We start from the raw sequence: 15550 nt of genomic DNA on the forward strand, positions 1-15550 counted from the left end.
GTGACCTTCGACCGCCGCGCTCGCGCGCAGCGCTGGCCCGGATGGGGCCGCTGGCTCCTGCGCTTCGGCGCACCCTTCGTGGTGCTCAATGCGCTGCTCGGCATGGAGAACCTTTGGCCCACGCTGTGGCCGCACCCGGCCCCGCGCCTGTCCTTCGAGCTTTGCATGGCGACGCTGGCGCTGATGCTATGGCTCGCGGTGCGCGGCCCCCAGGGCACCAGGCTCGTGCGCCCCCTGGCGCTGCTCACCGCCTTCTGGATCGTGAGCCGCTACATCGAGGTCACCGTGTCGGCGGTCTTCGGCCGCCAGATCAACCTGTACTGGGACGGCCGGCACGCGCTGGACGTGGTGCGAATGGACAATTCGGCCGGCTGGCAGATCGGCCTGGCCGCCCTCGCCGCCGTGGCGCTGCTCTGCCTCGTCTACGCGCTCGCACGCTGGTGCTGGGCCGCCATCGCGCGCGAACTGGCATGGCAGCGGCCGCGCCCGGCCATCGGCCTGATCGGCGTGCTGCTGCTCGCGAGCTTCGCGGCGCAAGGCATTGGCGGGCGCGACACGCGCTGGTTCTTCTCGATGCCGGTCGCGCCCATCATCGCGCGCCAGGCCGCGCTGCTGGCGAACCAACTGCTGCCCGGCGAGGCCGCGGCGCAGCTCTCGCCCAGCCCGGCCTTCGGCGCCACGAACCTGCTCGGGCTCGATGGCGCGGACGTGCTGCTGATCTTCGCCGAGTCCTACGGCGTCAGCACACTGGACAATCCGGCCCAGGCGGAATGGCTCGCGCCGTACCGCGCGCGCCTCGCGCAGGCGCTGCTCGCAGGGGGGCGGCAAGCCGTGTCGGCGCGGGTGCGCTCGCCGACCTTCGGCGGCGCGTCCTGGCTGGCGCACGCGGCGCTCCTGAGCGGCGTCGACACGCACGACCCTGGCAACTATGAGTTGCTCCTCGCCACCGAGCGGCCGACCCTGGTGCGTCTCTTCAAGGCGAACGGCTACCGCACAGTGAACTGGGCGCCCGGCCTGCAGAAGCCCTGGCCCGAAGGCAGCTTCTATGGCTTCGACCGCTATGCCGACGCGAACGGCATCGGCTACCGCGGCCCGGCCTTCGGCCACTGGCGCATTCCCGACCAGGCCTCGCTGGCGCTGATGCAGGCGCAGGAGCTGGCCGAGCCGCAAGGCCAGCGCGCGCCGCGCCTGATCGTGTTTCCGACGCTGGCGAGCCACGCGCCCTTCCGCCCGGTCGCACCCTATGTGGCCGACTGGGACCGGCTCCTGCGCGCCGATGCCTATACGCCGGACCAGGTCGCCCAGGCGCTGGCAAAGCCGGTGTCATGGCTGGCGCCGGTGCCCGCCTACCTGGAGTCGCTGGCCTACACCTTCCAGTGGCTGGGCGACTACCTGTCGGCTCGCGCGCCGCACAAGCTGGTGACGATCGTGATCGGCGACCACCAGCCGATGGCGAGCGTCAGCGGCCGGGATGCTTCATGGGACGTGCCGGTCCATGTCATCAGCGACGACGCGCGGCTGCTCGAGCGCCTGCAGGCGCACGGCTTCACGCCGGGCCTGTTGCCGATGCGACCCGCATTGGGCCCCATGCAGGCCCTCACCCCTGTGCTGATGGATGCCTTCGACGGCCCGGCCGGCGGCCACGTCGGCGCGGCGCAATAGCGAAGGCGTTCCGCGCACTAATTCACGCTCGCGCCGAGCCCTTCCCTGATAGCCTGTTCTCCATGCGTGCCACCATCCTCTTCGTCAACATCTGCGTCGTCGCACTCGCCTACTGGCTGGGATCATTCATGGGGTTGTTGATCGCAGGGGCCTTGTGCCTACTGATCACGGCCGGTGTCTTCGCGCTTTCCATGGCCAGGACCGAGGCCCGCGAATCGAAGGGCATGCAACGCAGCATGGGCCGCAACACGACCTTCCTCGCGCGCCTGCGCGACCACTAGGCCGGAGCGGGATCCAGGAAAAGGCCGCGGGCAACTCAGGCCGCGGTCTGCGCGCCACCCCGCGGCGCCCTCATCCGCTTGGCCAGACGCAACGGCAACCCCAGGCGGGAGATGCCCGAGTACAGGCGCTCGTCCTGCGTTCTCGGATGCGACATCGACAGCGCGCGGATGAAGCGAATCTTCGCCTCATCCACCAGCCGCGATTGGCCGGGCGGGCGCGGATGCAGGCCGAGCTTGCGCAGGAAGAAATTGGCCTGGTAGACGTGCGCCAGATCATCGGTGGCCGGCAGCGTGTAGTACATCGACAGGCTGATCGACACCTGGTCGCCGTTCCTGATGCGGTGCGGCGCCAGCGGCGGATGATGCACGCCAACGCCCGGCGTGAGCCGGTAGCTCGTGCCGGCATTCGCCAACTCATCGCGCCAGCGGCCGGCCACCGGGTTGTGGCGGTAGAAATCCTCGATCTCCGCCTCGGTCAGCACCGAGCGATCGTTCGGATAGAGCCACACCTCCTTCTCGCCACGGATCTGCATCAGGAAGTTGGTCTCATGGTCGAAGTGATAGGGCACGACCAGCCCGGGCGAGTTCAGGAACACCGTGAGGCCGCCCCAGGTGATCTGATCGCGAATCGACGCGCCCGTCAGCGCCTCGACGTCGGTCAGCAATTGCTCGAAGAGGGCCTGGTATTCACGATCCATTTCGTTGACGTTGCGCAACGCCAGCCAGCGCTTCGAACTGCCGATGCCGAGTACGTCCTCGCGCAGCCGGCGCCGCAGTTCAGGCACGCCGAGACGCATCTGCTCCGGCAGGAAGTAGCGGGCGTAGTCGATGCGATCGAACACCTTCTCCGACAGCGCGGCCAGACGGGGGATTTCGAGCAGAGGGTGCCCCGCGAGCCGGTGCCGGAAGGCGAAGGATTCCTTGTCGAGGGCCCGCCATGGCGAGGGATCCTCCAGGTCGATCAAGCCCGGCGCGCGCGCGCGGTCGCACTCGGAAAAGACAGATGCCGCCTGCATGTCCGGTCCCCTTTTGCAAATGGCTCGTTAGAACCAATGACTTAGTTACCAGACGTGACGATCCGCTTGTCTCCTGATTGGCACCTGACCTTTCGTGCCGGCGCCGCGCTCACTCGACGGCCGACTTGGCGACCGCCACCTCCGTCTCGCGCGGCAGCGTGACCGCATTCTTCACCGCCAGGATCTCCGCCATCACGCTCACTGCGATCTCGGGCGGCGTCTTGCTGCCGATGTAGATGCCGATCGGGCCGCGCAGGCGCGCCAGCGATTCGGCCGTCTGATCGAAGTGCTCGATCATGCGTTCGCGCCGCGCCTGCGCGTTGCGGCGCGAGCCGATCGCGCCGACGTAGAAGGCCTCGCTCTGCAAGGCTTCGAGCAGGGCCAGGTCGTCGAGCTTCGGGTCGTGCGTGAGCGCGACCACGCAGGTGCGCCGGTCGGGCCGGAAGGCGGCCACCGCGTCGTCGGGCATCTCGGTGCTCATCGTCACGCCCGGCAGCGACCAGGTCGTGCGGTATTCCGCGCGGGGGTCGCACAGCGTCACCGCGAAGCCGCTGAACTTCGCCATCGTGGCAAGGTACTCGGCCAGCTGGCCGGCGCCGATCAGCAGCATGCGGTATTCGGGTCCGAAGGTGTTGACCAGTTCGGTGTCGTTGATCGAGAGCTCGGCGGGCGAAGACGCCTCGGCCAGCGCGACGGCACCGTCCGCCAGCGAGACCGTGCGCTGCATCAGCCGCCCCTTCTCGAGCTGCGCGACCAATGCTTCCAGCGAGGCCGCGTCGGGGTCGTATTCGAGCAGCAGTTCCAGCGTGCCGCCGCAGGGCAGCCCGAAGCGGTGGGCCTCGTCGGCCGTGATGCCGTACTTCACGAGCGCGGGGGCGCCCGAGGGGATGGTGCCGACCGCGCCGTGGGCGCGGCTGTAGCGCGCGATCAGGTCGTCCTCGATGCAGCCGCCCGAGACCGAGCCGACCACGGCGCCGTCCTCCGCCAGCGCCATGATCGAGCCGATCGGGCGCGGCGAAGAACCCCAGGTACGCACGACCGTCGTCAGCAGCGCCCGGCGCCCGGCCAGCCGCCAATCGCGCAAGGTGCGCAACACCATCACATCCAGGTTTTCCATGGCTTACTCGCTGGTCTTGTCGGCCTTCTTGCCAATGCCGAGCTTCTGCATGAAGCCGGCGACGGCGCCGGTCTTCTCGGCAGGTGCCTCCGCGGCCTGCGCCGCTTCCGCGTCCACCGGCGGCACGCCGTGGCGGCTTTGCATTTCGGCATCGAAGCGCTTGAAGAAATCGTCGGCGGTGGACTTGGCCGCGCCGTCGATCAGCCGCTGGCCGAGTTGCGCGATCTTGCCGCCGACCTGCGCCTGCACGGTGTAGTCGAGCTCGCAGCCGGCGCTTCCGTCGGCCACCGGCTTGAGCGACACGCTCGACGAACCCTTGGCGAAGCCGGCCACGCCGCCCTGCCCTTCGAAGCTCAGCTTGTAGCTGTCCGGCGGGGTGATGTCGGCCAGGGTGACCTTGCCGCTGAACTTGGCCGACACCGGTCCGATCTTGAGGGCGAGGCCGACGGTGTACTGGTTGTCGCCGGTGAGCTCGAACCTGTCGCAGCCGGGGATGCATTTCTTCAGCGTCTCGGGATCGTTGAGCGCATCCCAGGCTTGTTGCTGCGTGACGCCGAGGCGCCGATTGCCGAGCATTTCCATGATGGTGTCCTTCTTGTCTCGTGGGGGGTTCGACCGGGCCCCGCCGCTAGCGGCCGGCCCGCATCAAGGCCGCGAGGCTCGCGGCCAGTTGTTCGAGTGCGCTGAGATTGTGGACCGCGAGCATCGCGTCCGCATGGCGGTGCAACATGGCCGCACCGCGCGCAAGGGGGGCGTAGCCCTCGTAGCGCAGCAGCGGGTTGAGCCAGAGCACCCGCCGCGAATGACGCTTGAGCCACAGCAGCTCGCGCTCCAGGGCTTCGGGTTCGCCGGTATCCAGGCCGTCGCTGATCACCAGCACCAGCGTGCGGCGACCCGTCAGGCGCCGCGCATGGCGGTGGCGCAGTTCGGCCAGCGATTCGCCCAGGCGCGTGCCGCCGGCGAAATCGTCGATGGCCGCGCTCGCTGCTGCCAGCATGGCATCGGTGTCGGCGATCCGGAAGGCGGGCGTGAGGTCGGTCAGCTTGGTGCCGAAGGCGAACACGTCGCGGCGGCCGGAGTGCCGCGTCGACGCGTGCAGGAAGGCCAGCAGCAGGCGCGCATAACGCTCCATCGAGCCTGACACGTCGACCAGCACCAGCAGCGGCAGCGGCTGCTTGCGCCGCGAGAGGCGCGGCAGGCGCAGGATCTCGCCGCCGGTGCGCGAGGCTTCGTGCAGCACGCCCGGCCAGTGCATGCGCGAATGCGGGCTCGCATCGCCGCTCGCGCGCAGCCGGCGTGAAGGCAGCTTGGGCACCGGCAGCGCGATGTCGCGCGCCAGCCGCTCCACCAGCCGGTATTCGGAGGCGCCGAGCGCGTTGAAATCGGCGTGCTGCACCCGCTGCCGATCGCTCGCCGTCATGGCGGCGTCGAAGTCGACTTCGCGGTCCGTCTGCGCGGGCATCACCGCCTGGCGCGGGGGCGCGAGCGCCTCGCGTACGCGCGGGCGGCGCTTGGAGGGCTCGGCCTTGCCTTCGGCGCTCGGAAGCATCTGCGCGAGCAGCTTGTTGGCGAGTTCGGGGTCGCGGAACCAGGCGTCGAAGAGCTCGCGAAAGACCAGGCGGTCCTCCTCGCGGCTGATCATCACGGCCTCCATCGCGGCCGCGAGATCGAGGCGGCTTTCGACGCCCACCAGCGTGGCGGCCTCGGCGGCCAGCGCGATGCGCATGGAGTCGGTGCGCACGCCCGCGCGGCGCAGGGCGCGGCCGAAGCCCATCATGTTGCCCGCCAGCTTGCCTCGGCGCGCGTCGCCGAGCTGCTGCACGGAGCCGGATGCGCTCACGGCGTTGCCTCCTCCTCGGGCTTGAGCAGGTCCGAGGCGAGCTCGCGCGTCAACGCGGCGACGTCGTCGCGCTGCTTGAACAGAATGCCCGCGGTGTCGACCACGATCTCCGGATCGAGCTCCACAGTGTCGAGCGCGATCAACGCCTTCGCCCACTCGACGCTTTCGGCAATGCCCGGCGCGCGCTGGAAGGCGCTGGCAAAAGGCGCGCTGCGCAGGCGGCCGATGAAGGCGGCGACCTGTTCCGACAAGCGCTCGCTGGCTTGCGGCACCTGCGCGCGCACGATGGCCAGTTCGCGCTCGCGCTGCGGGTAGTCGAGCCAGTGGTAGAGGCAGCGGCGCTTGACGGCATCGTTGAGCTCGCGCGTGCGGTTGCTCGTCAGCAGCGTGACGGGCGGCACCAGCGCGTGCACCGTGCCCAGTTCGGGAATGCTGACCTGGTACTCGCCGAGGTATTCGAGCAGGAAGGCCTCGAAGGGCTCGTCGGCGCGGTCGACCTCGTCGATCAGCAGCACCGCCCCGGGCGCGGGTGCCTGCAGCGCCTGCAGCAGCGGCCGGCGGATCAGGTAGCGCGGCTGGTAGACCTCCGACTCGATGTCGCTCGACGCGCCGTGGGCTTCGGCCGCGCGCATGTGCAGCAGTTGCGCGGCGTAGTTCCACTCGTAGAGCGCCTCGCGCTGCTCCAGGCCGTCGTAGCACTGCAGGCGCAGCAGCTCACGCTGCAGCGCGGTCGACAGCGCCTTCGCCAGTTCGGTCTTGCCGACGCCGGGCTCGCCTTCCAGCAGCAGCGGCCGTTGCAGCTTGAGCGCGAGGAACACCGCGGTCGCGAGCCGGCGGTCCGCGTAGTAGCCCGCGCCTTCCAGCGCCTGCATGACCGCGTCGATGGAAGGGAAAGGCGAGGTCGGCGCAGGCGTGAAATCGGTCATTGCCGGAGCTTAGCCGAGCGCCTTGGCGACCGCCCGCTGGGTCAGCACGCTGATCAGGTTGGCGCGGTAGGCCGCCGAGGCATGCAGGTCGGTGTTGAGATCGCTGGAATCGATCTTCACACCGGCCGCCGATTCGGGCGTGAAAGCCTTGTTCAGCGCCGCTTCGAGCCCGGTGTGCCGGAACACGCCGTTGCCCGCGCCGGTGACGGCCACGCGCACGCCGCTGTCGTACTGCGCGAGGAACACGCCCACCAGCGGGAAGTTCGAGGCCTTCTGGCGCAGCTTCTCGTAGACGGCGCGCTTCGGGATCGGGAAGCGGATCGCCTTGATCAGCTCGTTCTCCTCCAGCGCCGTGGTGAATAGGCCCAGGAAGAAATCGTCGGCCGCGATCTCGCGCTCGGTCGTGATGACCGTCGCGCCCGAGCCCAGCACCGCGCTGGGATAGCAGGCCGCCGGGTCGTTGTTGGCCACCGAGCCGCCGATCGTGCCCATCGCGCGCACCTGCCGGTCGCCGATGCGGGAGGCGAGATCGGCCAGTGCCGGAAAGGCCGCCTTGATCTCGGCATTGTTCGCGACATCCAGGTGCCGCGACATGGCGCCGATCACGAAGGCATCGCCTTCCCTGCGGATGCCGGTGAGTTCCTTGACGCCGCTCAGGTCGGCCAGTTTTTCGGGCGCCGACAGGCGCAGCTTCATCGAGGCCAGCAGTGTCTGGCCGCCGGCCAGCGGCTTGGCCCCCGCGGCGGCAAGCTTGACGGCGTCGGCCAGGGTGGTGGGGCGTTCGAGTGTGAAGGCGTACATGATTGGATTTCCTTCGGTGTTCAGGGAGCCGGACGGCCTTGGGTGCTGGCGGTCGCCGTCGTCTGCGGGGTGGCGCTGGCCTTCTGCATCGCTTCCCAGACGCGATGCGGCGAGGCCGGCATGTCGAATTCCTTCACGCCCAGCGGCGCGAGCGCGTCGAGCAGCGCGTTGATGACGGCCGGCGGCGAGCCGATCGCGCCCGCCTCGCCGCAGCCCTTGGTGCCCAGCGGGTTGTGCGTGCAGGGCGTGCACACCGTGCCGAGCTTGAAGTGCGGGAAGTCGTCGGCGCGAGGCATCGCGTAGTCCATGAAGCTGCCGGTGAGCAGCTGGCCGGTCGCGTTGTCGTAGACGCAGTTCTCCATCAGCGCCTGGCCGATGCCCTGCACCAGCCCGCCGTGCACCTGGCCCTCGACGATCATCGGATTGATGATGGTGCCGAAGTCGTCCACCGCGGTGAAGCGGTCGACCTTGACCTCGCCGGTCTGGCGGTCGACCTCCACCTCGCAGATGTAGGTGCCGCCCGGGAAGGTGAAGTTGGTCGGGTCGTAGAACGCGGTTTCGTTCAGCCCCGGCTCCAGCTTGTCGAGCGGATAGTTGTGCGGCACGTAGGCCGTGAGCGCGACCTGGCCGAACGGGACCTTCTTGTCGGTGCCCTTGACCGTGAACTCGCCGTTGGCGAATTCGATGTCGGCGTCGCTCGCCTCCATCAGGTGGGCCGCGATCTTCTTGGCCTTGGCCTCGATCTTGTCGAGCGCCTTCATGATCGCCGCGCCGCCCACAGAGATCGAGCGCGAGCCGTAGGTGCCCATGCCGAAGGGCACTCGGCCGGTGTCGCCGTGCACGACGTCGACCGCCTCGACCGCGATGCCCAGGCGCGCCGCCACGACCTGCGCGAAGGTCGTCTCATGCCCCTGACCGTGGCTGTGCGAGCCCGTGAACACGGTCACGCTGCCGGTGGGGTGCACGCGGATCTCGCCGCACTCGAACAGGCCCGCCCGCGCGCCGAGCGCACCGGCGATGTTCGAAGGCGCGATGCCGCAGGCCTCGATGTAGCTGGAGTAGCCGATGCCGCGCAGCTTGCCCTGCGCCTCGCTCGCGGCCTTGCGCTGCGCGAAGCCGGCGACGTCGGCCAGCTCCTTGGACTTGTCCATGCAGGCATGGAAATCGCCCGTGTCGTACTGCAGCGCCACCGGCGTCTGGTAGGGGAAGGTGGTGATGAAGTTGCGCTTGCGGATCTCGTCCTGGCCCAGATTCATCTCCCAGGCGCAGCGCGACACCAGGCGCTCCAGCAGATAGGTGGCCTCGGGCCGGCCGGCGCCGCGGTAGGCGTCGACAGGGGTGGTGTTGGTGAACCAGGCATCGACCTCCACGTAGATCTGCGGCGTCGTGTACTGGCCGGCCAGCAGGGTGGCGTAGAGGATGGTCGGAATCGCCGTGGCGAAGGTCGACAGGTAGGCGCCCAGGTTGGCGTCGGTGTGCACGCGCAGCGCCAGGAACTTCCCATCCTTGTCCATCGCCATCTCGGCGTGGCTCACGTGGTCGCGGCCATGCGCGTCGGACAGGAAGCTCTCGCTGCGCTCGCCGGTCCACTTGATGCTGCGGTTGAGCTGCTTGGCGGCCCAGGTCAGGCACACGTCCTCGGCATAGAGATAGATCTTGGAGCCGAAGCCGCCGCCCACGTCCGGCGCGATCACGCGCACCTTGTGCTCGGGCAGGCCGAGGACGAAGGCCGTCATCAGCAGCCGCTCGACGTGCGGGTTCTGGTTGGAGACGTAGAGCACGTACTCCTCGGTGGCGCGGCTGTAGTTGCCGATGGCCACGCGCGGCTCCATGGCGTTCGGGATCAGGCGGTTGTTGACCAGGTCCAGCCGGGTGACGTGCGCGGCATTGGCGAAGGCCGCGTCCACCGCCGCCTTGTCGCCGAGCGTCCACTTGTAGCACTGGTTGTCGGGCGCCTCGTCGTGGAGCGTGACGCCGCTCTGCTTCTTCGCCGCGTCGGCCACGCTCACCAGCGCGGGGTGGACTTCATAGTCGACGACCACCGCCTCGGCCGCGTTCTTGGCCTGCTCGACCGTCTCGGCCACGACCATTGCGACATGGTCGCCGACGTAGCGCACCTTCTTGATCGCCAGGATCGGGTGCATCGGCTCCTTCATCGGCGTGCCGTCGGGGTTGTTGATGAGCCAGCCGCAAGGCAGGCCGCCCATCTTGCCCTCGATGTCCTTGCCGCTGAAGATGCCGATCACGCCGGGCATCTTCGATGCGGCCGCGATGTCGATCGACTTGATCGTGGCATGCGCATGGGGCGAGCGCACGAAGATCGCGTGGCTCTGGTTGCCCATGGTGATGTCGTCGGTGTACTGGCCGGCGCCGGTCAGGAAGCGGTAGTCTTCCTTGCGCCGGAGTGCCTCGCCGATGTGCGGCAGGTTTGCGAAGTCGGGTGCGCCCATGTCGTGCTCCTCAGGCCGTGGCCGTTGCTTTGGCGGGCGCGGCGGCCATCGCCTCGCCGCCCATCTGCACCGCCTTGACGATGTTCTGATAGCCGGTGCAGCGGCACATGTTGCCGTCGAGGAGTTCGCGAATCTCGGTCTCGCTGGACTTGGGGTGATGGATGCACAGGTCGATCGCGCTCATCACCATGCCCGGCGTGCAGAAGCCGCATTGCAGGCCGTGGCACTCCTTGAAGGCCGCCTGCATCGGATGCATCGTGCCGTCGGGCTGGGCGATGCCTTCGATGGTGGTGATCTCGGCGCCGGCCACCTGGGCCACCAGCACGTTGCACGACTTGACGGCGCGGCCGTTGACGTGGATGGTGCAGGCACCGCACTGGGCGGTGTCGCAGCCGACATGGGTGCCGGTAAGGTGGAGATGTTCGCGGATCGCCTGGACGAGGAAGGTGTTGGGAGGGGCGTCGACCGTGACCTCGCGGCCGTTGACCGTGAATTGAACCTGCATGTGGCTGTCTCCGTTTGAGGTGATGGCTGGAATGGCGAGTGGAATCTTGGACGCCGGCAATGCGCTACATCCTAGGCAAAACCCTTGACGCTTGCGCGTCGCCGCCGAAATTCTCAAAATGAAACAACCCCATGACAAACCACCCCGCTTCGCCCGTGCCTGAGCGCGCCCTGACCATCGCCCAGGCCCGACGCGAATGGATCGACGGCGAAGCGGCCGCGGGCGGCCGCGCCGCGCAAGTCGAGCCGTGGCTGGTGCGTTCATGGCAGCGTTGCCTGGCGGCGGGCCATCGGCCGCAGCAGCGCGTGAGCTTCGACCCGGTATCGAACGAGGCGATACGCCGCGTCGCCGAGCGCAACCATGCGCTGGTCTCGGCCGCCCGACCGGTGCTCGACCGGCTTTCTCGCGCCATCGCCGACACGCGCTACTTCGCGATCCTGACCGATGCCGACGGCATCGTGGTCGATGTCGGCGCCCTGCCGGGCGGCAGCGACCCGGCCGCCCGGCATGCGCGCGACATCGCGCGCATCGGCATCGACCTGTCGGAGCGCGCGGTCGGCACCACCGCCATCGGTGCCGCGCTGGCCGAGCGCGAATCCGTCTGGCTGCACCGCGGCGAGCACTTCTTCGACGACACCAGCGTCTACACCTGCGCCGGCGCACCGCTGTTCGGACCGCAAGGCGATTGCATCGGCATGCTGGACCTGACCGGTGTCCAGGTGGTCGAGCGCCCGGAGCTGCGCCACCTGGCCGCGCTGTCGGCGCGCAGCATCGAGAACGCGCTGGTGCAGCACCACCCGTGCGAGCTGCTGCTGGGCATCGGCTGGCCGGGCTGCGCCGCCGGCGCGGATTCCGAGGGCCTGCTGTGCATCGATGCCGACGGCAACGTCACCGGTGCCAACGCGGCGGCGCGCCACATGCTTCACCGGCCCCTGGTGGCCGGCCCCCGCCTGCACTGCAACGATCTCTTCGCCTTGCCGCCGCAGATGCTGTTCGACGCGGCGCGGCGCGGCGACGCGGTGCTCGAGGTGCCGTTGTGGTCGGGGCTGCGGGTCCAGGTACGGCCGCGGCTGAATGGCCGCCCCGCGCCCGTCGCCATCCCGCCCGAAGCCGCCGGCCGCCCACGGCTGCGCGATGTCGAGACGGCGCTCATCCGCAGCGCCGTCGACGATGCCCGCGGCAACGTGGCGCAAGCCGCGCGCACGCTCGGCATCAGCCGGGCCACCGTCTATCGCAAGCTGGGCGGGAGCCGGCGGTCCCGCTGAAGGGGGCCGGCGAGGCCCCGCACCCCGGGCTGCGCTGGCAATTTGCGTTGTTCGCCACACCTCGCTTTCCTTCGATCCACGACTGACTTACATTTCGTTGCCAATTTGGACCTTTGTGTCCGACAACCTGCGCGCCGATCCGGCGGCTTCTCTGGGACCCTGACCATGACCGCATTCGAGGCCCGTCGGCTTTCCTCGCCCTTGAAGCCCACGAGGCGCCAGGCGATCACCCGCATCACCGGCGTCGCCGCGGCCGCCGGGCTGGGGCTGCCGGCATTCGCCCAGGCCAGGGCCGTTCGCATCGGCGCCAGCTTCGACAACAGCAGCGTGGAAAAGGCCAACGGCACAGGCTTGTTCCTCGGCTCGACCGCGTATTTCAATGCGCTGAACCGCGCCGGCGGCCTCAATGGGGCGAAGGTCGAGCTGGTGATGGCCGACGACCAGTTCAAGCCCGAGCTCGCGAAATCCAACGCCCTGGGCTTCGCGGCCGACGCCTCGGTCCTGGCCATGATCCATCCGCTGGGCACGCGGCAGACGGCGGAGATCAGCGATGCCGTTCCCGGCATGGCCGTGGTCGGCCCCAACACCGGCACGGTGTCCTTGCGCAAGAAGGCCTCGCCAAACACTTTCTGGGTGCGCGCCAACTACGACCAGGAAATCGACAAGCTCATCGCCACGGCGGCCGTGCTCGGCCAGTCGCGCATCGGCATCGTGTACTCGAACGATCCGCTCGGCCAGTCGCTGCTGGGGGGCTTCAAGGCATCGCTGGCCCGGCTCAAGCTCGAACCGGCGGTGATCGCCAGCACGCCCGGCACCACCAGCATGGAGGTGGACCCAGCCGCCAGGCAGGTCGCCGAGGCGGCGCCGCAGATCGTCATCGTCGGCCTGGCGGGCACGGCGCCCGCCTTCGTGCGCGCGCTGCGCGCGGCCGGCGGCAAGAGCAGCGTCTACGGCCTGTCGATCACGGCCGGTTCGCTGGCGGCGCTGGGCGACCTGGCGCGCGGCGTGGGCTTCGCGATCGTCGTGCCATCGCCGCTGTCGACCCGCTTCGAGATCGTGCGCCGCTACCAGGCCGACATGCAGGCCAGCGGCTTCAAGGACTACTCGCTGCCGAGCCTGGAAGGCTACATGGATGCCTGCGTGCTGGCCGAAGGTCTGCGCCGCGCGGGCCCGGCGCCGACGCGAGCCGGGGTCATCGCGGGCCTGGCCGGCATCGAAGCCTACGACCTGGGCGGCGTGAAGATCAACTTCGGCCGCAACAACCGCGAAGGCAACCAGTTCGTGGATGTCGCGGTGATCAGCGCGACCGGCAAGCTGCTCAGCTAGCCGGCGCTCGTGCAGCCGCGCCGGTCCTGCAGCAAAATCTGGCCGATGAACGAATCCTACGCAGCACACGAACCCTCCCGTGCCGAGGTCGACGCTCTCCCCGGCCCCACGCTCGTCGAATTCGGCGCACCCTGGTGCGGCTTCTGCAAGGCGGCGCAGCCGCTGCTCGCGCAGGCCCTGGCCGGAACGCCGGAATTGCGCCACCTGAAAATCGAGGATGCGAGCGGACGGCCGCTCGGGCGCTCCTTCCGAGTCAAGCTCTGGCCGACGCTGGTGTTCATGCGCGACGGCAAGGAGCTGGGCCGCCTGGTCAGGCCTGACAGCGTCGATGCCATGCGCCGCGAAATCGCCCGGCTGGTGGCGTAGCCGCGTCTCAGACCTCGGCCGCCTTCACCAGCTTCACCAGGCGCTCCAGCGGCCTGGATGCCGCGCCCGGCGCCTCTTCGAACTGGGCGTGCACGATCGCGCCATCCACCGCCAGCGAGATCGCCTGGGCATCCTTGGCGCGATGCCTCGATGGCGGCAGCAGCTTCTCGATCTCCGCCGTCATGTCGCCCTTGTGTCCGCGGGCGATCTCGACCACCTCGGGCATCGTGCCGCCGAGCTCGCCGACGCTGTTGAGAAAGGCGCAGCCTCGGTAGCCGGCTTCGCCGAACCATTCGCCCAGCGCGGGAACCAGCGCATCGATGCCCTTGCCGCGGTTCGCGCCATGACGCTGCAAGGCGTCCTTGAACCAGTTCATCCAGCGCGCGTGCCGATAGTTCAGGAAGGCCAGGACCAGGTCGTTCTTGCTCGGGAAGTGACGGTAGAAGGTGACCTTGGCCACGCCCGACTCGGCGATCACACGGTCGATGCCGGTGGCGCGGATGCCCTCGCGATAGAACAGATCGTGCGCGGTCAGCAGAATGCGCTCCCGCGCGGGAAGATCCTTGATATCCATCGTGTCGGTCGGCATGAATCGATTGTAGACAGATCTGTCTACGTCCGCTAGACTGGGCGCCATAGACAGATCTGTCTACCCCTTCGACCCATCCTCTTTCCAACCCTTCACTCGAGGCATCACCATGGAAACCCGCCCCCCTCTCCCCCCTTTCACGCTCGAGACCGCCATCCAGAAGGTGCGCCTGGCCGAAGACGGCTGGAACTCGCGCGACCCCGCCCGCGTGGCGCTCGCCTACAGCGAGGACACGCGCTGGCGCAATCGCGCGGAATTCGTGGTCGGCCGGCCCGCCGCGCAGGCCTTGCTGGAACGCAAGTGGGCGCGCGAACTCGACTACCGGCTGATCAAGGAGCTGTGGGCGTTCGGCGGGCCGCGCATCGCCGTGCGCTTCGCCTACGAATGGCACGATGATTCCGGCCACTGGTTCCGCAGCTACGGCAACGAGAACTGGGAGTTCAACGAGGCGGGCCTGATGACCCATCGCCACGCGAGCATCAACGACGCGCCCATCAAGGAAAGCGAGCGCAAGTTCTTCTGGCCGCTCGGCCGCCGCCCGGACGACCATCCGGGCCTGAGCGATTTCGGCTTCTGAGGGGACGGGCCGCGGGGCCCTCAGCCCGGCAGCGCCACGACGACCGAAGCCTCGTCGACCATGGCCGTGACACGCTGCCGTGTGCGCAACCCGCTCCCGCTCGCCGCGAAGCCGACGAGCTGGAGGCCACCCGCCAGCGCGATATCGATCTCGTCGCCGTCCTCGCCGCGCGCGGCGCTCGACACCAGGCCGGCAAGCTGATTGCCCTTCGGCCGTCGCTGCGCCGATGACGCCCGCTCGACGCGCACGGCCGTCGCCTTGCACAGCGCGATGGCCGCCATGCCTTCGGCCAGTCCGAGCAGCTCCGCGCTCTCCTGCGTGATGCGCGCGGCGATGCGGGCCGTGCCGGGGTGCTCGCCGCCGAGCGCCATGACGACGCGCACCATGCGCCCCGTGGATTCGAGCGCGCTCACGGTCACCGGCAGCTGGTTGCGCATGCTCGTGCGGATCGCCAGCCGCGCGACCGCCGTGCCGGCGCTCGCCGTTCCTGCCCGCGTCTGGACCTCGCGCCGCGCCGTGTCGAGCGCGTCCGCCAGCTCCAGCAGTTGCGTGCCATGCGGGGTCAGCGAGGCCCCGCCGCCACCCGCGCCACCCACCGCGCGCTCCACCAGCGGCACACCCGCCAGATTGGTCAGCGTCGCCACGGCCTGCCAGGCGGCCTTGTAGCTGACGCCCGCATCGCGCGCGGCCTGCGAGATGCTGCCCGTGCGGCCGATGCCGCGCAGGATGTCGATGCGCTTGTCGCTCATGCCGTGGCCGAGCGCGTCGCCGAAACGGGGGAAAGCCATGCGGGGATTGTGCCGCTTGGCCTACACTCCCCGCTATTCCA

Annotated in this window: 16 protein-coding genes; 6 read left to right on the forward strand and 10 right to left on the reverse strand. The window is 69.2% G+C overall.

Annotated elements, in window-relative coordinates; genetic code table 11:
• Together AC1DNF_RS11640 and AC1DNF_RS11645 are read left to right on the forward strand one after the other, a co-directional pair.
• Window positions 1–1662 (forward strand): sulfatase-like hydrolase/transferase, encoded by a 1662-nt coding sequence (locus tag AC1DNF_RS11640; RefSeq protein WP_478148737.1) that lies wholly within the window; start codon window positions 1–3, stop codon window positions 1660–1662.
• Between the two features lie 62 nt (window positions 1663–1724).
• On the forward strand, window positions 1725–1943 hold the full coding sequence (locus tag AC1DNF_RS11645) for a hypothetical protein (RefSeq protein ID WP_478148738.1): 219 nt from the start codon (window positions 1725–1727) through the stop codon (window positions 1941–1943).
• Window positions 1944–1978: 35 nt separating this feature from the next.
• Here AC1DNF_RS11645 and AC1DNF_RS11650 read toward each other — a convergent pair whose 3' ends face one another.
• The 8 genes from AC1DNF_RS11650 to AC1DNF_RS11685 form a co-directional block, all read right to left on the reverse strand.
• Complete coding sequence (locus AC1DNF_RS11650) at window positions 1979–2959, reverse strand: hypothetical protein (protein WP_478148739.1); 981 nt, start codon at window positions 2957–2959, stop codon at window positions 1979–1981.
• 109 nt (window positions 2960–3068) lie between these two features.
• Window positions 3069–4076, reverse strand: coding sequence for an XdhC family protein (locus AC1DNF_RS11655; protein ID WP_478148740.1), 1008 nt, complete (start codon window positions 4074–4076; stop codon window positions 3069–3071).
• 3 nt (window positions 4077–4079) lie between these two features.
• Window positions 4080–4658, reverse strand: coding sequence for a CoxG family protein (locus AC1DNF_RS11660; protein WP_478148741.1), 579 nt, complete (start codon window positions 4656–4658; stop codon window positions 4080–4082).
• Between the two features lie 46 nt (window positions 4659–4704).
• On the reverse strand, window positions 4705–5853 hold the full coding sequence (locus AC1DNF_RS11665; RefSeq protein ID WP_478148770.1) for a vWA domain-containing protein: 1149 nt from the start codon (window positions 5851–5853) through the stop codon (window positions 4705–4707).
• A gap of 59 nt (window positions 5854–5912) precedes the next feature.
• Complete coding sequence (locus AC1DNF_RS11670) at window positions 5913–6842, reverse strand: AAA family ATPase (protein WP_478148742.1); 930 nt, start codon at window positions 6840–6842, stop codon at window positions 5913–5915.
• A 9-nt stretch (window positions 6843–6851) separates the two neighbouring features.
• Complete coding sequence (locus AC1DNF_RS11675; protein WP_478148743.1) at window positions 6852–7643, reverse strand: FAD binding domain-containing protein; 792 nt, start codon at window positions 7641–7643, stop codon at window positions 6852–6854.
• A gap of 20 nt (window positions 7644–7663) precedes the next feature.
• Window positions 7664–10093 (reverse strand): xanthine dehydrogenase family protein molybdopterin-binding subunit, encoded by a 2430-nt coding sequence (locus AC1DNF_RS11680; RefSeq protein WP_478148744.1) that lies wholly within the window; start codon window positions 10091–10093, stop codon window positions 7664–7666.
• Between the two features lie 10 nt (window positions 10094–10103).
• The gene (locus tag AC1DNF_RS11685; protein WP_478148745.1) at window positions 10104–10598 is read right to left on the reverse strand and encodes a (2Fe-2S)-binding protein; all 495 of its coding nucleotides are present in this window, start codon (window positions 10596–10598) and stop codon (window positions 10104–10106) included.
• Window positions 10599–10729: 131 nt separating this feature from the next.
• Here AC1DNF_RS11685 and AC1DNF_RS11690 point away from each other — a divergent pair, with 131 nt between their 5' ends.
• The 3 genes from AC1DNF_RS11690 to AC1DNF_RS11700 all read left to right on the forward strand — a co-directional run bounded on the left by AC1DNF_RS11690 (window position 10730) and on the right by AC1DNF_RS11700 (window position 13555).
• A complete protein-coding gene (locus AC1DNF_RS11690; protein ID WP_478148746.1) occupies window positions 10730–11863 on the forward strand; it encodes a helix-turn-helix domain-containing protein in 1134 nt (377 codons plus the stop codon).
• A gap of 165 nt (window positions 11864–12028) precedes the next feature.
• Complete coding sequence (locus tag AC1DNF_RS11695; protein WP_478148747.1) at window positions 12029–13189, forward strand: ABC transporter substrate-binding protein; 1161 nt, start codon at window positions 12029–12031, stop codon at window positions 13187–13189.
• 45 nt (window positions 13190–13234) lie between these two features.
• A complete protein-coding gene (locus tag AC1DNF_RS11700) occupies window positions 13235–13555 on the forward strand; it encodes a thioredoxin family protein (protein WP_478148748.1) in 321 nt (106 codons plus the stop codon).
• A 7-nt stretch (window positions 13556–13562) separates the two neighbouring features.
• Here AC1DNF_RS11700 and AC1DNF_RS11705 read toward each other — a convergent pair whose 3' ends face one another.
• Window positions 13563–14144: a TetR/AcrR family transcriptional regulator gene (locus AC1DNF_RS11705; RefSeq protein WP_478148749.1), complete on the reverse strand. Its 582-nt coding sequence runs from the start codon at window positions 14142–14144 to the stop codon at window positions 13563–13565.
• Between the two features lie 109 nt (window positions 14145–14253).
• On the opposite strand from AC1DNF_RS11705, the gene AC1DNF_RS11710 reads away from it, so the two are divergent.
• The gene (locus AC1DNF_RS11710) at window positions 14254–14721 is read left to right on the forward strand and encodes a nuclear transport factor 2 family protein (protein WP_478148750.1); all 468 of its coding nucleotides are present in this window, start codon (window positions 14254–14256) and stop codon (window positions 14719–14721) included.
• A 20-nt stretch (window positions 14722–14741) separates the two neighbouring features.
• Here the strand turns inward: AC1DNF_RS11710 and AC1DNF_RS11715 are convergent, their stop codons facing one another.
• Window positions 14742–15509: a TOBE domain-containing protein gene (locus AC1DNF_RS11715; RefSeq protein WP_478148751.1), complete on the reverse strand. Its 768-nt coding sequence runs from the start codon at window positions 15507–15509 to the stop codon at window positions 14742–14744.
• Window positions 15510–15550 lie beyond the last annotated feature (41 nt).

It is taken from the genome of Variovorax sp. 01T432 (genome assembly GCF_056398605.1).